Here is a 22,503-nt window from a genome sequence, read left to right on the forward strand (position 1 = left end):
GTCGCCGAGCCTTTCCACGCTTTTCTTACGACAGATCCGCCGGCAGCTTGCCGCCGTTGGCCGCAAGCTCCTGCATCAGGCGCTTGTGCAGCCAGATATTCATCCCCGCGGAATCGTTCATGTCGCCGCTGTAGTGCAGCTCGCGCGCCAGTTCCTTGCGGTGCTCCAGGCTGCTGTCGATGCCCAGCGCCTTCATCGCGTCGACGATGGACGTGCGCCAGTTCAGCGTCTGCCCGCTCTCCTTGACCAGGTTGTCCATGATCGATTCGACGTCGACGCCCGACAGCGGCGCGGGTTTGGCCGTGGCCTGGCCGGCGCTGGCCGCGGGGGCGGTGCCGCCCGTTGCAGCGGGTGACGCGCCAGACGGTGGCGGGGCCGCACCCGCGGAGGTCGGCGTGCCTCCTGCAGGCGTCGCACTCGCCGTGGCTGCCGGCTTGGCTCGTCCCAGCAGCTTGTTGAGGATGTCCTTGAAGATGCTCATGGTGGCCTCCTGTCGGTTTGGATAGCAGACGTGGGAGAACAGCGCCATGCAGGAAACGCACCATCCGTGCAACCCTTGATTTCGGCACACCAGGCCGCGCCGGGTTGTAAATGCTGCATGCAGCGACAGTCATGCCGGCATGTTCGCCGGCTCGCCGAACTCGCTGAACTTCGCCGCCATGAACTCAACGAACAGCCGGATCCGCGACGACAGCTGGTGCCGCTGGTGGTAGACCGCATAGATGTCGGCCTCCGGCGTGGCGTACTGCGGCAGCACCTGCACCAGCCGGCCGCTGCGCAGAAAGCGTTCGATATCCCATTCGGCCCGCATCAGGATGCCGTGGCCCTCCAGCGCCCAGTTGACCGCGATCTCGCCGTCGTTGGTGGTCAGGTTGCCGCGCACGCGCACGGTCTCGGTACGCGCCTTGGCGCCCTTGCCGGCGGTCAGGCGCCATACGCCGTAGGCGTCGCTGCCTTGCCGGATGCCGATGCAGTTGTGGCGGCGCAGGTCGGCTGGCGTGTTGGGGATGCCGTGGTCGCGCAGGTATTTGGGCGCCGCGCACAGCAAGCGCCGGTTGGGTGCCAGCTTGCGCGCCACGATGCGCGCATCGGGCGGCTCGCCGAAGCGGATGCAGACGTCGAACGCGTCTTCGTTCAGCGGCGGGGGATCCGCCGACAGCTGCAGCTGCACGTCGACTTCCGGATAGGCCGCGACATACTCTGAAATCACCGGCGCCACGTGCATGCGGCCGAACCCCAGCGTGGCATTGACGCGCAGCAGGCCGCTCGGCCTGCCCTTGGAGCGCGTCAGCAGCTGGTCCAGGTCTTCGATCTCGCTCAGGATGCGCCGCGCGTGCTCCAGGTAGACCTCGCCCTCGGGCGTCAGGCTCATGCGCCGGGTCGTGCGCGTGACCAGCGGCATGCCGATGCGCGCCTCCATCTGCGCCAGCCGCTTGCTGACCGCCGCGGTTGTGATGCCAAGGTCGCGCGCGGCCGCGCTCAGGCTGCCGGCGGTGGCCACCGACGTGAAAAAGCCCAGTTCCGACGGCTGGATCCCTGCGGACGATGCCATGCCAGCTTTAATCTGAGGTTAAGAATGGTTTAACTCTACAAGCGATCCAAAACCTTGTCCACGGCCCAGAATCCGTTCCACGCAATCGCGCTCAAACACGGATTCTGACCAGGAGGCAAGAGATGAAGACCTACCGCATCGCGACCATCCCCGGCGACGGCATCGGCAAGGAAGTGGTTCCCGCAGGCCGCCAGGTGATGGAAGCGCTGGCCGCCGCCGGCGCCGATTTCCGCTTCGAGTTCGAAGACTTCGACTGGGGCGGCGACTACTACCGCCAGCACGGCGTGATGATGCCCGCCGACGGCCTGGACGCGCTGCGCGACAAGGATGCGATCCTGTTCGGCTCGGCCGGCGACCCGCATATCCCCGACCACATCACCCTGTGGGGCCTGCGCCTGAAGATCTGCCAGGGCTTCGACCAGTACGCCAACGTGCGCCCGACCCGCATCCTGCCGGGCATCGACGCGCCGCTCAAGCGCTGCGCGCCGGAAGACCTGAACTGGGTGATCGTGCGCGAGAACTCGGAAGGCGAGTACTCGGGCGTGGGCGGCCGCGTGCACCAGGGCCATCCGATCGAGGCCGCCACCGACGTCAGCATGATGACCCGCGTCGGCGTCGAACGCATCCTGCGCTTTGCCTTCAAGCTGGCGCAATCGCGTCCGCGCAAGCAGCTGACGGTGATCACCAAGTCCAACGCGCAGCGCCATGCCATGGTGATGTGGGACGAGGTCGCGGTGCAGGTGGCGAAGGATTTCCCGGACGTTACCTGGGACAAGGAACTGGTCGATGCCGCCACCGCGCGCATGGTCAACCGCCCGAAGTCGCTCGACACCATCGTCGCCACCAACCTGCACGCCGACATCCTGAGCGACCTGGCCGCGGCGCTGGCCGGCAGCCTGGGCATCGCCCCGACCGGCAATATCGACCCGGAACGACGCTACCCGTCGATGTTCGAGCCGATCCACGGTTCGGCCTTCGACATCATGGGCAAGGGCCTGGCCAATCCGGTCGGCACGTTCTGGTCGGTGGTCATGCTGCTGGAGCACCTGGGCGAGCACGCCGCGGCGCAGCGCGTGATGCAGGCGGTCGAAGCGGTTACCGCCAACCCGGAACTGCATACCGGCGACCTGGGTGGCACGGCAACCACCGCGCAGGTGACGCAAGCCGTGTGCGAACTGCTGTCCGGGCAGCAGGCAAAGGCGGCCTGAGCCGGCACGCGGGGTTCATGCACTAGCGCATCAACCGCTAGCTGCCAGCGGTGGCAAGCGCTCCGCTCTCCCGCAAGCGGGGGAGCAGGGCAAGCCATCGCCGCACCTTGTCAGCATTTCGCCGTATCCCCCGCACCACTTTCCGCCACAAGCAGCCGCCCGGAGCTGCGCCGGAGCGCATTGCCTGATGAAACACCGAAATCGCAGGAGACAGCCATGATCCAACCATGGATTTGCCCGCCGCGTTTGCCCGCGGACTGCGCGCCGTGACCATGCCAACGATCGATCCCGACGTGCTGCTGCGGCGCATGTTCGACGCGGCCATCGCCGCCGCGCAGCCGGCCCGCACGCTGGCACGCCACCTGCCCGCACCGCCGCGCGGCCGCACCATCGTCATCGGTGCCGGCAAGGCCTCGGCGGCCATGGCCGCGGCGCTGGAAGCGGCGTGGCCAGGCCCGCTGCAAGGGCTGGTGGCGACGCGCTACGGCTACGCGGTGCCTTGCTCGCGCATCGAGATTGTCGAAGCCGCGCATCCGGTGCCGGACGATGCCGGGCTGGCCGCCTCGCGCCGCATGCTGGAACTGGTGTCCGGCCTCAGCGAGGACGACCTCGTGATCTGCCTGATCTCCGGCGGCGGCTCGTCGCTGCTGCCGCTGCCGCTGGCCGGCATCACGCTGGACGACAAGCAGCAGGTGAACCGCGCGCTGCTCAAGTCGGGGGCGACCATTTCCGAGATGAACTGCGTGCGCCGGCACCTGTCCGCGATCAAGGGCGGCAGGCTGGCCGCCGCGTGCCACCCCGCGCAGGTGCTGAACCTGCTGATTTCCGACGTGCCGGGTGACGAGGCCATCGACGTCGCCTCCGGTCCGACCGTGCCCGACCCGACCACGTGTGCCGATGCGCTGGCGATCATCGGGCGATACGCCATCGATCTGCCAGGCCATGTGCTGGCCGCACTGCGGTCCGACGCGGCCGAGACGCTCAAGCCCGGCGACCCGCGCCTGCCGCGCATCCGCACCGAGTGGATCGCCACGCCGCGGCTGGCACTGCAGGCCGCCGCGCAGGTGGGCCGCGACGCCGGCTACGCGGTGCATGTGCTCGGCGACGCCATCGAGGGCGAAGCCCGCGATGTCGGCAAGGTGCTGGGCGGCATCGCGCTGGCCGCCGCCCGGCATGGCGAGCCCTTTGCCGCGCCGTGCGTGCTGCTGTCCGGTGGCGAGACCACCGTCACCGTGCGCGGCAGCGGCCGGGGCGGCCGCAATGTCGAGTTCCTGCTGTCGCTGGCGCTGGCCCTGCGCGGCGAGGCCGGAATCCATGCCATCGCCGGCGACACCGACGGCGTCGACGGGCAGGAAGAGATCGCCGGCGCGGTGATCGGCCCCGACACGCTGGAGCGCGCATGGCGCGCTGGCCTGAACCCGCAGGATGCGCTGGCCGCCAACGATGGCCATGGATTCTTCGAGGCGCTGGGGGATGCGGTCGTGACCGGCCCCACGCTGACCAACGTCAATGACTTTCGCGCGATCGTGCTGACGCGCGCTTCCAGAGCCAACACATGAGACGCCTTCGCAACGCAAAGATCGTGGCCACGCTTGGGCCCGCCAGTTCGGACCCGGCCATCATCGGCCAGTTGTTCGATGCGGGAGCCGATGTGTTCCGCCTCAACTTCAGCCATGGCTCGCATGAAGACCACAAGCAGCGCCTGCACGCTATCCGCGCGATCGAGCAGCAGCGCGGCCGCCCGATCGGCGTGCTGCTCGACCTGCAGGGCCCCAAGCTGCGCATCGGCACCTTCGCCGATGGCCCGGTGCAGGTGGCGGCGCAGGCAACATTGCGGCTCGATCTGGATGCGGCCGTGCCGGGCACGGCGCAGCGCGTGAGCCTGCCGCATCCGGAAATCTTCGCGGCGCTGCAGCCGGGCGCCGAATTGCTGATCGATGACGGCCGGGTGCGACTGCGCGTGGAGCGCTGCGGCGCCGACTATGCCGAGACCATCGTCGTCAACGGCGGCACGCTGTCCGACCGCAAGGGCGTCAATGTCCCCGGCGTGGTGCTGCCGCTGTCGGCCATGACCGGGAAGGACCGCGCCGACCTCGATTTCGGGTTGTCGCTGGGCGTGGACTGGGTGGCGCTGTCATTCGTGCAGCGCGCCGACGACATCGGGGAGATCCGCCGGATCGTCGATGGCCGCGCCGGCATCGTCGCCAAGCTGGAGAAGCCCGCCGCGATCCAGAGCCTGGAGGCGATCGTCGAAGCCGCCGACGCGGTCATGGTGGCGCGCGGCGACCTCGGCGTGGAAATGCCCGCCGAGCAGGTGCCGTCGCTGCAGAAGCGCATCGTGCGGGCCTGCCGCAAGGCCGGCAAGCCGGTAATCGTAGCCACGCAGATGCTGGAGTCGATGGTGACCGCTCCCGTGCCGACGCGCGCCGAGGCCTCCGACGTTGCCACCGCCATCTATGACGGCGCCGATGCGGTGATGCTGTCGGCGGAATCGGCGTCGGGCCGCTATCCGGTGGAAGCGGTGAAGATGATGGACAGCATCATCACCCGCACCGAATCCGACCCGCACTACCACGAAGCCATCCAGGCCTCGCATTCGGCGCCGCGCGCCGACGCTGCCGACGCGATCGGCTACGCGGTGCGGCACGTGGCCAGCCTGCTGGGCGCGCCCGCGGCGGTGGCCTATACCAGCTCCGGCTATTCCGCGCTGCGCATGGCGCGCGAACGGCCCGAGGTGCCGATCCTCGGCATGACGCCGCGGCTTGCCACCGCGCGCCGGCTGGCGCTGGCGTGGGGCGTGCACGCGGTGCTCTGCCATGAAGTGGTGGACGTGGTGGAGATGACCGAAGTGGCAAGCCGCACCGTGCTCGGGGAGCAGTTCGGCGAGGCCGGCCAGTCGATCGTGATCTCGGCCGGGCTGCCCTTTACCGTCGCGGGCACGACCAATCTGCTGCGCATTGCGCAGGTCCAGTAAGCGGAATTGGGCTGCGCCGCGGCCTTCGCCGGCAGCAGCGCGCTGTGACAGCTGCGCTAGTGGCTGAAGCGGCAACCGACAGACAGGCCGCGAAGGCTTGCTGAAAAACCATCAGACAGGAGACAAGACATGCGTGCAACTGACTTTATGCGCCGAGTATCGGCATTGACCCTGGCCGCCGCCGGCCTCGCCCTCTGCGGTGGCGCCATGGCGCAAGCCTGGCCGGCCAAGCCAGTCACTCTGGTCGTGCCGTTCCCTTCGGGCGGCACCACCGACGTGCTGGCGCGCGCGCTGGGCGACCAGCTTTCCAGGAGCCTCGGCCAGCCGGTGATCGTCGAGAACCGTCCCGGCGCGGGCGCCACGGTCGGCGCCGACTATGTCGCCAAGAGCAAGCCGGACGGCTACACGCTGCTGATGGGCGCGGTGCACCACACCATCGCTACCAGCGTGTACAAGAAGCTGCCCTACAGCTTCGAGAAAGACCTCGCGCCGGTGGCCCCGGTGGCGATGGTGCCCAATGTGCTGGTGATCAACGCCGCGAAGACGCCGGCAAAGAATGTCAGCGAACTGGTGGCGCTGGCCAAACGGGCCTCGCCCGAGTTCGCCTACGGCTCCAACGGCAACGGCACCGCGCAGCACCTGATCGGCACGCAGTTCCAGGCCGCCACCGGCGCGCCGCTGCTGCACGTGCCTTACAAGGGCAGCGGCCCGCTGACCACCGACCTGCTGGGCGGGCAGGTGACCATGTCGTTCGACACGCTGACGCCTGTGCTGCAGCACATCAAGTCGGGCAAGCTGCGCGCGCTGGCGGTGACCACGGCGAAGCGCTCGACCGTGCTGCCGGACGTGCCCACGCTGGAAGAAGCCGGCCTGAAGGGCTTCGACATCGGCACGTGGTTCGGCGTGATGGCGCCGGTCGCCACGCCGGAACCGGTCGTGACACGCCTCAACGCCGAGATCGTCAGGATCGTGAAATCGCCGGATTTCCAGCAGCGCATGCAGGCCATCGGCGCCGAGCCGATGACCAGCACGCCGAAGGAATTCGCGCGCCGCATCCAGGACGAGACAGTGAAGTTCGCGAAGCTGGTGAAGGACGGGAAGGTGACGATCGAGTGATTGCGACAGGGTGACACCCTGTCAACAGGCGCGCGGTTTGCTCCCTCTCCCGCTTGCGGGAGAGGGAGCACGTAGTTGGTTGGTCAAGGCAAACCGGCTCAATCCGGCTTGATCTGCGCCCGCGCGATGATCGGCTTCCAGCGCTGCTGCTCCTGCGCGATAAACCGCGCAAACTCCGCCGGCGTATTGCCCACCACGATGGCCGCATCCGCGCTCAGCCGTTCGACCGAGCTCTGGCTCCTGACCGCCTTGATGGTCGCATCCGCCAACTTGTCCGCGGCCGATTGCGGCAGCGTCGCGGGCGCAAGCAGCCCATACCACTGCGTCATCTCGAAGCCGGGATAGCCTTGCTCGGCCACGGTCGGCACATCCGGCAGCTGCGGGATGCGCTGCGTGGTGCCGGTGGCGATGCAGCGTACCTTGCCGGTCTTGATGAACTGCAGGATCGCCGGCGCGCCCACCGAGGCCGCTTCCAGCCGCCCCGAAAGCAGGTCGGTGATCTGCGGGCCGCTGCCGCGGTACGGCACGTGCGTGATGAAGGTGCCGGTCGCCGCCTTCAGGTACTCGAACGCCAGGTGCCCGGCGCTGCCGTTGCCGGCCGAGCCGTAGTTGAGCTTGCCCGGCTTGCTCTTGGCCAGCGCCACGAATTCCTTCAGGTTCTTCGCCGGCACGTCGGGATGGACCACATACAGGCTCGGCACCTTGGACAACAGCGAGATCGGGCGGAAATCCTTGACCGGATCGTAAGGCAGCTTGGGGAAGATGTACGGATTCACCGCCAGCGTGCCGATGTGGCCGAGGATCAGCGTATGGTTGTCCTCGGCGCGCGCCACTTCGCCCATGGCGATATTGCCGGCGGCGCCCGGCTTGTTTTCCACAAATACCGACACGCCCAGCAGCTTGGTCAGTTCCGCCGCGGTGGAGCGCGCGACGATCTCCGAGCTGCCGCCCGGCGCGAACGGCACCACCAGCCGGACCGGCTTGGACGGCCACGCCTGGGCGCGGGCGAGCGTGGGGAAGAGGGCGCTGGCGCCGAGTGCCGCGGTCGCTTGCAGCAATTGGCGGCGGGTGGGGTTGATGCGGTTCATGCGGGTCTCCGTGAGTATCCGGTCGTAGTGATTGCGGCGCGGCAGGCGATGCCGGCGATCCATTTCATTCGGGCTTGACGTTGCCGTCCTTGATGACCTTGGCCCACAGCCGGGCCTGGCCGTCGATGAATTGCTGCGCCTGTGCCGGCGGCGCGGCCACCACTTCGCCGCCCAGCTCGGTCACGCGCTGCCGCGTCTCGGGGCTGTGCATGACCTTCTGCAACGCCTCGGCAAACTTGGCGACGATCGGTTCGGGCGTGGCCGCCGGCAGGAAGGCCGCATTCCACTCATAGACTTCGTAGCCTGGCACGCCGGCCTCCTGCATCGTCGGCACGCCCGGCAGCGCGCTGGTGCGCTGGTGGCTGGTGACCGCCAGCGGCTTGAGCTTGCCGGCCTTGATGTGCTGCAGGCTCGAGGCAACGTTGGCGAAGAACAGCGGCACTTGCCCGGCGATGACGTCGGTCATGGCCGGGCCGCCGCCCTTGTACGGCACGTGCAGCAGGTCCACCCCCGCGCGCTGCTCGAACAGCACGCCTGCAAGGTGCTGCGCCGAGCCATTGCCGGAAGAGGCAAACGCCACCGAGCCCGGCTTCTGCTTCGCCATCGCCAGCACGTCGCCGACCCTGGTGGCCGGGAAGCTGGCCGTGGCAACCAGCACGTTGGGATAGCGCGCCAGCACACCGACGGGCTTGAATGCCTTGGCCGGATCGTAGGGCAGCCTGGCGTAGAGGCTGGGATTCACGGCGTAGGAAGAGGCATCGACCATCACCGTGTAGCCGTCCGGCGCCGCCTTGGCGACATAGGCAGCGCCGATCTGGCCGCCGGCGCCGGGGCGGTTCTCCACCACCACCGACTGGCCGAGTTCGCGGCCAAGACCCGGCGCGATCAGCCGTGCCATCAGGTCGGCGCCGCCGCCCGGCGGATACGTGACCACGATCGTGATGGGCCGCGACGGCCACGTGGCCGCGCTCTCCGCGGCGTGCGCCGGTGCAGGTTGCAGCAGTTGCAGCAGGATGCCGGCGGCGCCAATGGCCGCGGCCATCGCCTTGATGGAATGCATGAAACGGTCTCCTCGGATGCGGATCGGTATCGGGGATCGGGGATCGGGTATCGGATGGTTAGCGGATGTCCGCGGTATAGCGAAAAGCGAAGGCATCGCCCCGGGTCAGCCGGTATTCGATGCAGGTGCCGCGCAGGTCGAAGGCTTGCCGGGTCACTACCGCGCACGGGTGCGCATCCGGCAGTTCCAGCAATTCGGCCTCGTCATGCGCCAGCGTGCGGAAAGTGACCTCGTCGACCGCGCGGTGCACGGTGATGCCGCACTGGCTGCCGAGCAGCGGATACAGCAGGTCGCCCCATTCCCATACCGGCAACTGCTGCAGCGCTTCGCAACGCGGCAGCGGCAGCCAGATCGATTCCAGCAGCCGGGGCGTGTCATCCAGCCAGCGGCGCCGCGTGATCGCCAGGCCGCGCGCTCCGGATGGCAGTTCGAAGCGCTGCGCCATGGCCTTGTCCAGCCGCACGGCGCGGCACGACAGGATTTCCGAGCGCGGCACCGTGGTTGCGCCGTCGGCGCCGCCGAAGCGGAAAAAACGCATCAGGCTGGCACCGGTCAACCCTTTGCGCACAAAGGTACCCCGGCCCTGCACGCGTTCCAGCAGCCCTTCCTGCACCAGCACGGCGATCGCCTGCCGGATCGTCCCCAGCGCGATGCCGAATTCTTTCGCCAGTGCGCCTTCGGCGGGTATCGCCTCGCCAGGCGGCCAGTCGCCGGCAACAATGCGCGCCTGCAGCTGTGCGGCGATCTGGCCATACCGGCTCAGGCCGGCCGCGCTGGTGATTTTCTGAAGCAGGTCAATGTCCGCCATCGGTTGTCGGTCCGTCCGGAGCCGTGCTAAATTGCTGTTCATATCCTCTAGAGGACTAGAACTAGAATACTGACGCGGGCTTGCTTTCCCTATCCGGAGTTACCCGCAGACCCTACAGGGCAGACAGATGAATCAACCCGCAACGCCGGTGGTGGACTGCCACTTCCATATCTTCGATGCCGGCCAGGCAGCGCCCTCCGCCCGCTATCGGCCCCCCTATGCCGCCACGCTGCCGGACTGGCAGCGGCTGGCCGGGGCGCTTGGCGATCCGTTCGGGGTGGTGGTGCAGACCAGCTTCCTCGGTACCGACAACACCGCGCTGCTTGGGGCGCTGCGCGCCATGCCGGCGCGGCTGCGCGGCGTCGCGGTAGTCGATCCCGGCGTATCCGATGTGGCATTGCGCGAGCTGGACGATGCCGGCGTGCGCGGCATCCGGCTGAACCTCTATCGCGATCCCGGCTGGCAGCGCATCGGCACAGCGCCGTGGCGCGCGTTGTTCGCGCGTGTTGCCACGCTGGGCTGGCATGTCGAGCTCCATACCGACAACGGCGACGGCGGCACGGTGCTGGCCGCGCTGGATGATGTACTGGGCGAGTCAGGCGTAGCGGTGGTGCTGGACCATTTCGGCAGGCCGGGCGCCGCGGGGGTGGCGGATCCGGTGTTCAGCGTCGCCGCGGCGGTGCGGGCGCGCCGGCAGGTGTGGGTCAAATGCAGCGCGCCATACCGGCTGGTGGCGCCAGGGGCGTGGCGCGAACTGGCGCAGCGCTGGCTGGAAGTGGCCGGTGCCGACCGGCTGCTGTGGGGCAGTGACTGGCCGTGGACCAATCATGAAGCCGGGGCGCGGGCGGGAGAGTGCAGTGAAACCAGCCGCTGGCCCGGAACCGCGCCGGCGGATGCTTCGCTGAATGAAGCGCTGCGCTGGCGCAATGCCGCGGCGCTCTACGGGTTTGCAATCGCGCCAGGGGCGGCGGACTAGCCTGCCGCCTTGCGCGGCCTGGCGCGGGTGGCCTTCTTTGCGCTAGTGGCGCGCACTGCTTCGTTTTCGGCCGGTGCGCCGCCGCGATGCAGTGGTTCCAGCCACGCCATCGCCTCGACATAAGAAAAGAACTGCTCCAGGTAGCCTGGCGACAGCTCGTGCATCAGCGTCAGCGCACGATGCACGAGGTGGTCGGAGTTGAGCGGTCCGGCATTGCCCGGCAACTGCGCCTGCGACTGCCGCAACTGGCGGCTGACGCTGACGCGCGACCAGGTGTCGCGGAAATAGTCGACCAGCTCCGGCTCGGGTTCGGGACGCAGGGCGCGCACCGGAGCGGCGGCGCGCGGCGCAGGGGTGCGCGGTGCGGGGGCGCCCGGTGCAGCAGCCATCTTCGCGGCGCGCGTATTGGCCTTGATATAGCTGACCAGACCGGCAAGCGTGCCGGCCGTTTCCGCGGTTGCCTCGTGTACCGGTGCCGCAATGGCTTGGCGCCCCTCGGCGTCTTGCGCCACCGCTTCGCGGTAACTGTCGACCAGCGCTGCCAGCCGCGTATCCAGCATCTGCCGTACCGCGCCGTCATGGCCGGCCGAACGCCGCGCCAGCGCCTCGATCAGCCGGAAGCGCACCGGGTCGACGCCTGCGGCATCGCTGCCGCGCCAGGCATCGAGCTGGGCGCGCGCGCTTGCGGCGGCGTCTTCAGCCACGAGGCTTCCCCGTTCCCATGGTCACGCGCGGCACCGGCGCGATTTCCACGCGCCGGTTCTTTGCGCGGCTCCCGGCATCGGTATTGGCGGTGACCGGCTGCTGCGAGCCGAAGCCCGCCGAGAACAGCGACGCGGGCGGCACGCCGGCATCGATCAGCGCGCGCGTCACGGTCAGCGCGCGCTGCGCCGACAGTTCCCAGTTGTCGGCGAAGCGGCGGTTGCCCTCGCGCACCTGCTGGTCGTCGGTGAAGCCGCTGACCATCAGCATTTCGTCGCGCGTGCGCAGGTAGGCCGACAGCGGCGCGGCCAGGCTGCGCAGCAGTTCACGGCCCTCGGGCTGCAGCTGGTCGGAGTTCAGGGCAAACAGCACGCTGCCGCTGATGCCGATGCGGCCGTTCACCAGCGTCACGCGCCCGGCGGCGAGCGGGCCGGCCAGCGCCTGCTCCAGCGTCTGGCGGCGCTGCGCCTCTTCCTGCCGCTGCCGCACCTCGTCCTCAAGCCGCGCCGACAGTTCCAGCTGCACGCCGATGACGCCCAGCAGCACCAGCACGAACGCCCCCAGCAGCACCGACATCAGGTCGCCAAAGACCGCCCAGGCCGGTACCGTCGCCTCGGCGCCGGCGTCGATGTAGTCGTCCTTCATGCCGCCTCTGCGCGCGGCGCCTGCCGGCCGCCCAGCTGCTGCAGGTCTTCCAGGATCTGCTTCTGCGACAGCATGCTGAGGTCGACCACCTCGCGCGCCTGCGCCACGTAGTAGGCCAGCTGCTCATCGCTGCGCGCCATCGACTTGTCGAGCGCGGCCTCGATGCGCTGCAGCTGTTCGGACAGCTTGTCGTTGGACGCGCTGAACACTTGCACCGCCACGCCGAAGGCTTCACCCAGGCTCGCCACTTCAACGGCGCTGCCGGTGACCTGCGCAGCGGCCTGCGCCAGGCGGCCGGTCTCGGACTCGACCTGCTCGGTGAAGCGGCCGCCGACGCGTTCCAGCAGCTCGGACGTGGTCGCGAGCAGCGTGTCGACCGCTGCGCGCTGGCCGGTGGAGGCGTGGTTCACGGCGTCGAGCAGCGTGCCCAGCGTTTCCAGCATGCGGCTGCGTTCCTCCAGCATGGCGTTGTCGCGGGCCATGCCTTCGGTGAGCTTCTGGCGCAGTTCGGCGATGACTTCGGCCGCGGCCCTGGGCGCTTCGGCAGACGCCTGCAGCAGGCGCGCGACTTCGGCGATGGTGCTGCTGGCGTGCGCCTCGGCCTGCGCGGTGATGTCGCGCGCGGTCTGCGCCAGGGCGTCGCAGATCTCCTGCTGGCGGCTGGCGCTGTGGCTGCCGGCCTGTTCCCATTGCTGGCGCAGCGAGGCGGCCATGCTGTCGAGGTGGCTGGTCCAGGCCGCCAGGCGCTGTTCGTCGCGCGCGGCCAGTTCGGCCTGCAGCGCGGCGGCGGCCCTGGGTGCCTCGGCGGCGGCCTGCACCAGCCGCTCGATCTCGGCCAGCGTGCCGCTGGCGTGCGCCTGCGATTCGGCGGAAATCGCCTGTGCGGTCTGCGCCAGCGCTGCGCAGATTTCCTGCTGGCGGGTAGCGGTCTGCGCGCCGGCCTGCTGCCATTCCTGGCGCAGCGTGGCGGCCATGGCGCCGAGGGATTCGGTCCAGGCGGCGAGGCGTTGTTCGTCGCGCGTGCTCAGTTCGGTTTGCAGCGCCAGGGCGGCCTTGGGCGCGTCGGCGGCAGCCTGCACCAGGCGGTCGATCTCGGCAATGGTGCCGCTGGCGTGGGCCTGCGACTGGGCGGAGATGTCATTGGCGGTCTGCGCCAGCGCGGCGCAGATCTCCTGCTGGCGATTGGCGGCTTGCACGCTTGCCTGATCCCATTGCTCGCGCAGGCCGGTGGCCATGTTGCCAAGCGCTTCGGTCCACGCGGCGAGGCGTTGCTCGTCGCGCGCGCTCAGTTCGGCCTGCAGCGCAAGGGCGGCCTTAGGCGCGTCGGCGGCGGCCTGCACCAGCCGCTTGATCTCGGCGATGGTGCCGCTGGCATGCGCCTGCGACTGGGCGGAAATGTCATTGGCGGTCTGCGCCAGCGCCGTGCAGATCTCCTGCTGGCGATTCGCGGCTTGCACACTCGCCTGATCCCATTGCTCGCGCAGGCCGGTGGCCATGGCGCCGAGCGAATCCGTCCACGCGGCCAGGCGCTGTTCGTCGCGTGCGGCCAGTTCGGCCTGCAGCGCGAGGGCGGCCTTGGGCGCGTCGGCGGCGGCCTGCACCAGCCGGTCGATCTCGGCGATGGTGCCGCTGGCATGCGCTTGCGCCTGCGCGGCGATCTCGCGCGCTGTCTGCGCCAGCGTCTCGCTGATTTCCTGCTGGCGGCTTGCGGCCTGCGCGTTGGCCTGATCCCACTGCTGGCGCAGCGCCTCGGTCATGCTGTCGAGCTGGCCGGCCCACGCGGCCAGGCGCTGTTCGTCATGCGATGCCAGGCCGGCCTGCAGGTCGGCGTGCGACTGGCCCACGGTGCGTACCAGCGACGCCGCGTGTTGTTCGAACACCGCCGTGGCGGCGGCCAGCGCCTGCTGGTTGTCGGCGGCGAGCTTCTCGCCGGTGCGGGCGTGCTGCGACAGGGCCTCGGTCCACGCCTGCGCGGTGCTGGCGGAGGTGGTTTCCAGGCGGGCCGCCACCTGCTCGACCAGGACGGCCGAACGTTGCTCGAACGTCTGCGCAAAGCCGTCGAGCGCGCCGCGCAGCTCGCCTGCCAGGGCTTCGTTGCTGCGCTGCTGGCTGGCCAGCGCTTCGTTCCAGATTCCGGCGACGCCGGTGGTCGAGGTCTCGAAGCGCGCCGAGATGCCTTCGAGCTGCTGCTGGACGGACTGCGTCACAGCGTCGCGCATGGCGGCGGTCTCGCGCGCCAGGCCGGCCATGGTCGCTTCCACGGCCGGCTGGATCGCCGTGCCGGCGGCGCGCGCGCTGTCGGCCACGCTGTCTTTCAGCGATTGCCCGACCGAGGCGGCCAGTTGGGTGTAGACCGCTTCGGTCTTGCCGTGGAAGGCTTCCTGGCTGGCCCCCAGGCGCTCCGCCATGGCCTGGTTCTGTTGTTCCATGGCCGCCATCATGGCTTGCAGCCGGTCGACCAGCGCCGGCATGGCATCGGCCTGTCGCTGCAGCAGCCGGAACGACTCGTCGCGCTGGTGGCTGCGCGAATAGGGGCGCAGCGTGGTGGCGATGCGCGCATCGAGCGCCTGCGCGGCCTGCACGCGCTCGCGCCGGCACAGCGCCGACAGCAGGCCCAGCATGGCCGACGTGGCCACGCCCGCCACCGAGGTGCCGAAGGCGAAGCCCAGCCCCTTCACCGGTGCCGCCAGCGACGCGCGGATCGCCTGCAGGTCGGTCGCGGTTTCCAGCGCCATGCCGGTGCCGCGCAGCGTCGACACCATGCCCAGGAACGTGCCGAGCATGCCCAGCAGCACCAGCAGGCCGACCAGGTACGGCGTCAGCGCCGGCCCAGGCAGCGCCACGCGCTCGCCCTCGATGCGCAGGCGCACGGCGTTGCGCAGCCCTGCGGGCAGGCGCTCCAGCCAGCCATCCAGGCTTGCCGGCGAATCGGACAGGCCCTGCACCGCCTGCGCCAGTCCCAGCGTGGCCTGCCGGTAGCGCAGCAGCTCATTGGCGCCGGCCACGTAGCAGGCGCCGATCAGCAGCGTGACCGACAACGCCAGCGCATTCGAGCCCGCATAGCCGCCTGCGATCCAGCACACGGCCGCCAGGCCCGCCAGGAAAACAACAAGATGGAAGAAGTATCGGTTCATGGTGTCCTGGTCAGCTGCCACGCAGGGCGGCGAGCAATCCTTCGACGGGTTGGAAGCGTATCTCCAGCTCGGCCAGCAATACGCTTTGCATATCCTTGCGAAACACGGCCAGCCACGCCCCGGGCGCGACTGGGGCCGCGGCGGCCCGGGCCTCGGCCAGCGCCGCGGTTTCCGCCTGGCGCAAACGCTGGAAATGCCCTTCCAGCAGGGCAGGCACGCTGCCGAGCACGCTTTGCTCGCGCGCGCCCAGCACGCGCTCCATCACGGCATCGACCATCGCCAGCCGGGCCATGTCCGGCGCGCGCGTCGACAAGGCCGCCCGCAGCCGTCCGCGCAACGCGCCGATCGCGGTCTCCATGGCCTGCTGTTGCGACACATAGCGGTGGCGGTGGATGGCGTAGTCCACCTGCGCGTCGACGGCCTCCGCCAGCGCCGATGGCCGCGCGGGGCCGCGGCGGCGCGCGGTCAGGGCGTTGTCCCCGGCGATGGCATCGGCCAGCGCGGCGCGCACGCGCGCGCACTCCTGCTCTTCGGCAGTGGCGCCGCAGGCACGTGCGACGGTCGGCGCCGCGGCCGGCGCACTTTTCAGGGCCGCCGACAGGGCGATCGCATCCGGCCAGCCCAGCCATTGGCTCAGCTGGCCGGAAAGTGACGTTGCAGGAGGTGGGGCGTCGGCGTCGGTCAGGCGCGCCAGCAGCCGGACAAGCGTCGGACCGCTGAAACCTGTGCGCCGGGGCTCTTGGGACATACCGCCGGGTTTAAAAAGCCAGCAGTTTACACGTCCCGGGGAGGGGGATGGCAGTATCCGGGGGAGGGGAGCGGCGGCAAGAGATGCCGCCGCGTGCGAGCCGTGCTGTTCGGGAAGTCCCGCTGTTCATGATTCCTGAGCATGCCGTGGACATGAACAGCCCGGCCCCGCCGCTTCAACGCATCAGGCCGCGAGCTTCTGCAGCGACGCGACCGTGCGGACACAGGCCTGCGCCGCCTCGCGGCCCTTGACCACGAAATGCTCGGCAAAGAAGCGATGGTGCTCGTCGTGCTCGTGGAAGCTCTTCGGGGTCAGCACGGCCGAGAATACAGGGACCTCGGTGTCGAGCTGGACCCGCATCAGGCCGCTGATGACGGCATCGGCGACGTATTCATGCCGGTAGATGCCGCCGTCGACCACAAAGCCGCTGGCGACGATGGCGGCGTACTTGCCGGATTTGGCGAGCCGTTGCGCATGCAGCGGGATTTCGAAGGCCCCGGGGACATCGTAGATGTCGATGACATCCGCGGTGACGCCGAGCTTTGCCATTTCGGCCACGAACGCGTCGCGCGCGCGATTGACGATATCGGCATGCCATTGGGCATGGATGTAGGCAATGCGCTTGCCTTTGGGGAGGGAAAGGCCGGCCGCGGGTGCGGTGGCGCGCTGGAATGCAGAGACAGGCTGATTCATGGTGTTCCTGTACGGATGGAGTTGGCCAGAATCAGGGCGCACGAGACTTGCCCCCGTGAAGACGGGGGCATTTTTGCTCGCTCTCTTTCATCCGGACTATCACCGTCGGCTTCGGATTTGAACCGAATCTGCTGACCCCGGCAGGTGGGCATGCCGGGCGCTCGCGGGCTTGTGCGTCAGACGCCTTCACCGCCGGTAGGGACTTTCACCCTGCCCTGAGAACGTTGTCGCGTTGTGCTTGGTTGAGCTTTCAACGCGGCGGGGGAATCATACCGCAGAGTAGCGTTCGGTGTTGGCGAGGCTTTCGTCAGGTGCGCGCAGCGGTCAGCGCCTGCACCGGCGCCACCGCCAGCGCTGCCAGCAGCCTGAGCGCCGCCACCTCGGCGGCCGACCAGATGGCGCGGTCGGCCAGGTAGTTGAAGGTGCCGATCACCGAGCCCTGGTAGCCCAGCGGCACATTGACCACCGCCGTGCAGCCGAGCGTGCGGATCACCTGCACGTCGTCGAACACCGCCGCCAGCGCGTCATCGCCCTCGCCGACAAAGACTTCGCCGCGCTCCAGCAACTGCCGGCGCCACGGGCTGTCGCCCTTGGTCTTGTGCCCGCCGACCGGGTAGGCTGCGGTGTCCGAGGACCATAGCCGTTCGATCCGGTGCACGTCCGCATGCCAGGCATTGATCGTCAGCAACCCCGGACCGAGCGTGCGCAGCGTGGCCGCGCCGATGGCGTCGAGCGCCGCGGCTGGCTCGCGCGCCTGCCGCAGGGCGTCGCACAGCAGGTTGACCTGCGCGATCAGCGGGCCGGCGTCCGACAGCGGCGCGCTGGGTTGCGGGACGGAGTGCGGGGTGGCGTGCTTCAGCTGGCCCACTTCACTCCCCCTGGATGCCCAGTTCGCGGATCAGCTTGCCGTAGCGGTCGGCATCGCGGCGCAGGATAGTGGCGAACTGCTGCGGCGTGGAGGTCGCGGTCTCGACGCCGATGGCGTTCATCTTGGCCTTCACTTCAGGCAGTGCCATCACGGTGTTGATCTCGCGGTTGAGCCGCGCGGTCAGCTCGGCGGGCATGCCCTTGGGCCCGAAGGCGCCATACCAGACCGCCAGCTCGTAGCCGGGCAGGGTTTCGGCCACGGTCGGTACGTTGGGCAGCAGCGGCGAGCGCTTGCTCTCGGTCACGGCCAGCAGGCGCAGCTTGCCCGCCTTGACATGCGGCAGCGTCTGCGTGCCCGCCGAGAACAGCAGCTGGGTCTGGCCCGCCACGGTATCGACCACCGCCGGCGCGCCGCCCTTGTATGGCACGTGCAGCATCTGGATGCCGGCCATTTTCTCGAACAGCACCGCGCTGAGGTGGTTGGTGGAGCCCGGACCCGCGCTGGCGTAGGCGAGCTTGCCGGGGTTGGCCCTGGCGTAGGCCACCAGCTTCTGCGCCGGCACCGACGGGTGTACCACCATGGTGTTGGTCACGTACGCCAGCAGGCCGAGCGGCGTGAAGTCATCCACGCCGCGAAACGGCATGTTGGACATCAGCGCCGGGTTCATCGCATGGGTGCTCATCGAGCCCACCAGCAGCGTGTAGCCGTCGGGTTTGGCACGGGCCACCATGGCCGAGCCTATGTTGCCGGACGCGCCGGGCTTGTTGTCGACGATCACCGGCTGGCCGAGCGAGCGCGTCAGGTGCTCGGACAGCACGCGCGCCAGGATATCGGTCGAGCCGCCGGCGGCCCACGGCACGATCAGCGTGACCGGCTTCTGCGGCCAGGCTTCACTGGCACCGGCCGGGGCCGCGAGGCACATCGCCAGCGCGGCCACGCCGCCCAGCAGGGTTTTCAGTACTGCGCGCATTTTCCTTCCTCCTTGGTACTGGCGCGGACCTGTTGCGGCCCGCTGTCATGCATAGAATCGTCAGCGGCCCACCGCGTAGCCCTGCATGCCGCGCGCATTGGCGCCGGCGCGCAGCACCAGCCGCCCGCGCCCGTCGCGTTCGCGCGAGCATGCCGACATGCGGCCTTCGGACCAGGGCTCGCCCACGCGCACCTCATGCCCGCGTTCGCGCAGCGCCGCCACCGTTGCCGCCGGGAAGCGAGATTCCACGCTGATGCGGTTGAGCACGGTCTGGCGCGGCCAGAACGAGCCCGGGAAGTGGTCGATATGCCAGGCCGGCGCGTCGATCGCTTCCTGCAGGTTCATGCCATGCACCGCATGACGCAGGAAGAATGCCAGCGACCACTGGTCCTGCTGGTCGCCGCCCGGGGTGCCGAACACCATGTAGGGCTCGCCGTCGCGCAATGCCAGCGACGGAGACAGCGTGGTGGAGGGGCGCTTGCCGGGGGCCAGCGTGTTGGGCAGCCCCGGCTCCAGCCAGGTCATCTGCAGGCGGGTATTGAGGGCAAAGCCAAGCGCCGGGATGGTGGGGCTCGACGAGAGCCAGCCGCCCGACGGCGTGGCCGCGACCATGTTGCCGTGGCGGTCGATCACGTCGATATGGCAGGTGTCGCCGACAAAGAGCTCCCGTTCGGCCCATTCGGCTACCGGCGGCAGCTCGGCAAAGGTCGGCTCGCCCACGCCGAAGCGCACGTCGGCTTGCCGCAGCGTGCGCTCGGCCGCGCCCAGGTCGGGCAGGCGCGGCGCCATGCCGTTGAGCATGCCGGGGTCGATCGCCAGCGCCGCGCGCGCGCCGATGCGCTGCGCGCGCGCGGCCAGGTAGCCGTCGTCGAGCAGCGCCGCGAGCGGGCTCGGCGTGAAGCCGGGATCGCCGTACCAGGCCAGGCGGTCGGCCATGGCCAGCTTGGTGGCCTCGGCAATGCGGTGCACGAAGTCGGGCGAATCGGGCGCATGCTGCGCCAGCCCGGCGTGGCGCAGCATGCCGAGCTGCTGCAGGAACACGGGCCCCTGGCTCCAGATGCCGCACTTGGCCACCGTGTAGCGGCCGAAGTCGAGCGTGACCGGGTCTTCTTCCTCGGGGCTCCAGCCGGCCATGTCGTCGTAGCGCAGCAGGCCGGTGTGCTTGTCGCCGGTGGTGTCGCGCACCGGCGTGTTGCGGCAGTACGCGTCGATTTCCTCGGCGATGAAGCCGCGGTACCAGCAATCCAGCGCGGCGTCGATCTGGCCAGTGCGGCTGTCGCTGCGGCGCTGGGCTTCTTCGACGATGCGCGTGTAGGTATCGGCCAGCACCGGCAGCGTATGCAGGCTGCCGGGGCGCGGCACCTTGCCGTCGGGCAGCCAGGTGGCCGCCGAGCTGTGCCATTCGTCGTTGAACAGCGCCTGCACCGCCAGGATCGCGCGCGAGATGCGCGGCACCAGCGGGAAGCCGTCGCGCGCGTAGCCGATGGCGGGCGCCAGCACGTCGGCCAGCGACCACGTGCCATGATCGCGCAGCATCGTCAGCCACGCGCCGAAGGCGCCGGGGACGGTGGCCGGGACCAGGCCGATGCCCGGCACCAGTTCCAGGCCCTGCGCGCGCAGCGCGGCGGGATCGGCAAGCGCCGGCGCCGGGCCCTGGCCGCACAGGGTGCGCATGCGGCGCTCGCGCTCGCTCCAGAACATGATCGGCACTTCGCCGCCCGGGCCGTTCAGGTGCGGCTCGACCACCTGCAGCACAAAGCCGGCCGCCACGGCGGCGTCGAAGGCATTGCCGCCGCGTTCCAGCACGCCCATGGCGGTTTGCGTGGCCAGCCAGTGGGTGGAGGCGGCGACGCCAAAGGTGCCGACGATTTCTGGGCGGGTAGTGAACATGGATTGCAGCTCCGGTGATGCGAGCCAGTATAGGATTGGGAAATAACCTTGAGCGTCTGAATAGTTATCGTTGTATTACCATTTGGTAATGCGACATATACGCCCCGTTGCAGGATTCCCGTGTCCATCGCCGCCCCCGACAAGCTGGTCCACAACCTCGTCTCGCGCCTGCGCCTCAGGCATCTGCCATTGCTGCTGGCGCTGGAGCGCCAGCGCTCGGTGTCGCGCGTGGCGGCCGAGCTGAACCTATCCCAGCCCGCCGTCACCAAGACCCTGCGCGAGATCGAAGACATCTTCATGGTGCCGCTGTTCATCCGCACCCGGCGTGGCCTGGAGCCCACGCCCACGGGCCGGGCGGTGCTGGCGCATGCGCGGCTGACGCTGGCGGATACCGACGCGCTGGGGCGCGAGCTGGCGGCGATCGGCGCGGGCATGTCGGGACGGCTGCGCATCGGCGTGATCCCGTTTATCAGCCGCACCGTGCTCGATGCCGCCTGCAGCTTCGGCCTGACGCAGTCGCCGCGGGTCTCGGTGCTGGTGCGCGAGGGCACCACCGACGAGCTGGTGGCGGCGCTGCGCGAACACGAGCTGGATTGCGTGGTGGCGCGCACCTTCTACGCGCCTGGCGCGGACATCGCCCAGCAGCCGCTGTATCGCGAAGAGCCGGTGCTGGTGGTGCCCGCCGCGGCCGCCGGCCGGCTCGGGCGCGGGCCGCTCGACTGGCACCGGCTGGCCGAACGCGACTGGATCCTGCCGCCGCCGAACACGCCGATCCGGCGCACCATCAACACCATCCTGGCGGTGGCCGGCGTGGCGCAGTCGGTGCCGATCGTCGAGACCTACTCGATCAAGACCATGGCCACGCTGCTGCGCAACCACGCGGCGGCTACCACCATCGTGCCGCGCGCGGTGGCCGTGGAGTTGGTCGAAGGCGGGGGCGCGGCGGTCCTGCCGCATGCGCTGAGCTGGGACTTGCCGCCGGTGGGGGTGATGTGGCGGCGGCAGGCGCAGGAGGATGACGTGGTGGTGTCGCTGGTGGCGGCGTTGGGGAAATTGCGGTGGGAGGAGGGATAAGGCGCCGGGTTTGCGAAGGCATTGGCGCCTGCCGACATCCCGCACAAATGCACCCCTCTCCCGCTCGCGGGAGAGGGGTGGGGGTGAGGGCCGGCGCGTCAACGAAGTCCAGCCCATCGGTATGCCCGCGCCCGCCCTCACCCCCGGCCCCTCTCCCACTTCGCGGGAGAGGGGAGCAAACCGCTGGCGGTGATAGCGCGTGCCGGATCATAATCAGCCTCGCACAACCACCACCAACCCGGAGCCATACCCATGCGACTCATCGGCATGCTCGATTCCCCCTACGTGCGCCGTGCCGCCATCACGCTGCGCCTGCTGGGTTTGCCGTTCACCCACGAATCCATCTCGGTGTTCCGCACCTTCGACCAGTTCCGCGCCATCAACCCGGTGGTCAAGGCGCCGTCGCTGGTGTGCGACAACGGCGTGGTGCTGATGGACTCGACGCTGATCATCGACTACGCCGAAGCGCTGGCCGGCCGCAGCCTGATGCCGGCCGCGCTGGAAGAGCGCCAGCGCGCGCTGCGCACCATCGGCCTGGCGCTGGCGGCCAGCGAGAAGGCCGTGCAGCACGTGTACGAGCACAACCTGAGGCCGGCGGAGAAGGTTCACCGGCCGTGGGTGGAGCGCGTCGATGGCCAGCGCACCAGTGCCTTTGCGCTGCTGGAAGACGAGATCGCGCGCATGCCCGTGCCGGCCGATGAGGCGGCCGTGAGCCAGGCCACGCTGACCGCCGGCGTGGTGTGGACCTTCACCCAGGCGCTGCTGCCCGGTCACGTCGACCGGGCGGCGCACCCTGCGCTGGCCGCGCTCGCGGCGCAGCTGGAAAGCTTCCCTGCCTTCACCGCGCTGCCCCACGCATGACAGCTCGCGAGAGCCCGGTCTCCGGATTGCGGTAAGCTTCTGGCGCACCCATCGCTCCCGCCTGGCCGGCCCGCCGGGTGACGCCGCCAACACAGGCAGCGCCCCGGCGTCACATGCAAGCCGCGCCACGGCCGCA

General features: G+C 69.5%; 20 protein-coding genes and 1 riboswitch. Of the genes, 7 read left to right on the forward strand and 13 right to left on the reverse strand.

Annotated features, from left to right (window positions below; translation table 11 throughout):
* Window positions 1-25 precede the first annotated feature (25 nt).
* Window positions 26-481, reverse strand: a complete 456-nt coding sequence (locus K309_RS0114200; RefSeq protein WP_029047042.1) for a DUF3597 domain-containing protein — start codon at window positions 479-481, stop codon at window positions 26-28.
* Window positions 482-610: 129 nt separating this feature from the next.
* Complete coding sequence (locus K309_RS0114205; protein ID WP_029047043.1) at window positions 611-1,552, reverse strand: LysR family transcriptional regulator; 942 nt, start codon at window positions 1,550-1,552, stop codon at window positions 611-613.
* A 122-nt stretch (window positions 1,553-1,674) separates the two neighbouring features.
* Between K309_RS0114205 and K309_RS0114210 the strand changes: the two genes are divergently transcribed.
* The 4 genes from K309_RS0114210 to K309_RS0114225 all read left to right on the forward strand — a co-directional run bounded on the left by K309_RS0114210 (window position 1,675) and on the right by K309_RS0114225 (window position 6,850).
* Window positions 1,675-2,760, forward strand: coding sequence for a tartrate dehydrogenase (locus K309_RS0114210; protein ID WP_029047044.1), 1,086 nt, complete (start codon window positions 1,675-1,677; stop codon window positions 2,758-2,760).
* 272 nt (window positions 2,761-3,032) lie between these two features.
* The gene (locus K309_RS0114215) at window positions 3,033-4,319 is read left to right on the forward strand and encodes a glycerate kinase type-2 family protein (protein WP_035877525.1); all 1,287 of its coding nucleotides are present in this window, start codon (window positions 3,033-3,035) and stop codon (window positions 4,317-4,319) included.
* Window positions 4,316-5,734 carry a pyruvate kinase gene (pyk, locus tag K309_RS0114220; protein WP_029047046.1) on the forward strand — a complete coding sequence of 473 codons (1,419 nt, stop codon included), beginning with the start codon at window positions 4,316-4,318 and terminating at the stop codon, window positions 5,732-5,734. The genes K309_RS0114215 and pyk overlap by 4 nt, the downstream gene beginning before the upstream one ends.
* A 129-nt stretch (window positions 5,735-5,863) precedes the next feature.
* A complete protein-coding gene (locus K309_RS0114225) occupies window positions 5,864-6,850 on the forward strand; it encodes a Bug family tripartite tricarboxylate transporter substrate binding protein (protein ID WP_029047047.1) in 987 nt (328 codons plus the stop codon).
* Window positions 6,851-6,948: 98 nt separating this feature from the next.
* On the opposite strand, the gene K309_RS0114230 is transcribed toward K309_RS0114225, so the two are convergent.
* The 3 genes from K309_RS0114230 to K309_RS0114240 all read right to left on the reverse strand — a co-directional run bounded on the left by K309_RS0114230 (window position 6,949) and on the right by K309_RS0114240 (window position 9,806).
* Entirely contained in the window at window positions 6,949-7,938 is a 990-nt protein-coding gene (locus K309_RS0114230; RefSeq protein WP_029047048.1) for a Bug family tripartite tricarboxylate transporter substrate binding protein, read from the reverse strand.
* A 64-nt stretch (window positions 7,939-8,002) separates the two neighbouring features.
* Window positions 8,003-8,998 (reverse strand): tripartite tricarboxylate transporter substrate binding protein, encoded by a 996-nt coding sequence (locus K309_RS0114235; RefSeq protein ID WP_029047049.1) that lies wholly within the window; start codon window positions 8,996-8,998, stop codon window positions 8,003-8,005.
* 58 nt (window positions 8,999-9,056) lie between these two features.
* Window positions 9,057-9,806 carry a GntR family transcriptional regulator gene (locus K309_RS0114240; protein ID WP_029047050.1) on the reverse strand — a complete coding sequence of 250 codons (750 nt, stop codon included), beginning with the start codon at window positions 9,804-9,806 and terminating at the stop codon, window positions 9,057-9,059.
* 127 nt (window positions 9,807-9,933) lie between these two features.
* Between K309_RS0114240 and K309_RS0114245 the strand changes: the two genes are divergently transcribed.
* Window positions 9,934-10,782 (forward strand): amidohydrolase family protein, encoded by an 849-nt coding sequence (locus K309_RS0114245; RefSeq protein ID WP_029047051.1) that lies wholly within the window; start codon window positions 9,934-9,936, stop codon window positions 10,780-10,782.
* Here the strand turns inward: K309_RS0114245 and K309_RS0114250 are convergent.
* The 8 genes from K309_RS0114250 to K309_RS0114285 form a co-directional block, all read right to left on the reverse strand.
* Window positions 10,779-11,486 (reverse strand): DUF2894 domain-containing protein, encoded by a 708-nt coding sequence (locus tag K309_RS0114250; protein ID WP_029047052.1) that lies wholly within the window; start codon window positions 11,484-11,486, stop codon window positions 10,779-10,781. The genes K309_RS0114245 and K309_RS0114250 overlap by 4 nt on opposite strands.
* A complete protein-coding gene (locus tag K309_RS0114255; RefSeq protein ID WP_029047053.1) occupies window positions 11,479-12,129 on the reverse strand; it encodes an OmpA family protein in 651 nt (216 codons plus the stop codon). The genes K309_RS0114250 and K309_RS0114255 overlap by 8 nt, the downstream gene beginning before the upstream one ends.
* Window positions 12,126-15,263: a DUF802 domain-containing protein gene (locus K309_RS0114260; RefSeq protein WP_029047054.1), complete on the reverse strand. Its 3,138-nt coding sequence runs from the start codon at window positions 15,261-15,263 to the stop codon at window positions 12,126-12,128. Before K309_RS0114260 ends, K309_RS0114255 begins: the two co-directional genes overlap by 4 nt.
* Before the next feature lie 10 nt (window positions 15,264-15,273).
* Entirely contained in the window at window positions 15,274-16,011 is a 738-nt protein-coding gene (locus tag K309_RS0114265) for a DUF3348 domain-containing protein (protein ID WP_029047055.1), read from the reverse strand.
* Between the two features lie 183 nt (window positions 16,012-16,194).
* Entirely contained in the window at window positions 16,195-16,704 is a 510-nt protein-coding gene (locus tag K309_RS0114270) for a 6,7-dimethyl-8-ribityllumazine synthase (RefSeq protein WP_029047056.1), read from the reverse strand.
* 75 nt (window positions 16,705-16,779) lie between these two features.
* Window positions 16,780-16,931, reverse strand: a riboswitch (FMN riboswitch).
* An 80-nt stretch (window positions 16,932-17,011) separates the two neighbouring features.
* Complete coding sequence (locus K309_RS0114275; RefSeq protein ID WP_369796425.1) at window positions 17,012-17,572, reverse strand: GAF domain-containing protein; 561 nt, start codon at window positions 17,570-17,572, stop codon at window positions 17,012-17,014.
* Between the two features lies 1 nt (window position 17,573).
* A complete protein-coding gene (locus tag K309_RS0114280; protein ID WP_029047058.1) occupies window positions 17,574-18,542 on the reverse strand; it encodes a Bug family tripartite tricarboxylate transporter substrate binding protein in 969 nt (322 codons plus the stop codon).
* A gap of 60 nt (window positions 18,543-18,602) precedes the next feature.
* A complete protein-coding gene (locus K309_RS0114285; RefSeq protein WP_029047059.1) occupies window positions 18,603-20,432 on the reverse strand; it encodes a gamma-glutamyltransferase family protein in 1,830 nt (609 codons plus the stop codon).
* A 120-nt stretch (window positions 20,433-20,552) separates the two neighbouring features.
* Here K309_RS0114285 and K309_RS0114290 point away from each other — a divergent pair, with 120 nt between their 5' ends.
* Both K309_RS0114290 and K309_RS0114295 read left to right on the forward strand, forming a co-directional pair.
* The gene (locus tag K309_RS0114290; RefSeq protein WP_029047060.1) at window positions 20,553-21,506 is read left to right on the forward strand and encodes a LysR family transcriptional regulator; all 954 of its coding nucleotides are present in this window, start codon (window positions 20,553-20,555) and stop codon (window positions 21,504-21,506) included.
* A 252-nt stretch (window positions 21,507-21,758) separates the two neighbouring features.
* Window positions 21,759-22,367, forward strand: coding sequence for a glutathione S-transferase (locus K309_RS0114295; RefSeq protein WP_029047061.1), 609 nt, complete (start codon window positions 21,759-21,761; stop codon window positions 22,365-22,367).
* The last annotated feature ends 136 nt before the right edge of the window (window positions 22,368-22,503 follow it).

It is taken from the genome of Cupriavidus phytohabitans (assembly GCF_000426345.1).
Classification (GTDB): Bacteria; Pseudomonadota; Gammaproteobacteria; order Burkholderiales; family Burkholderiaceae; genus Cupriavidus.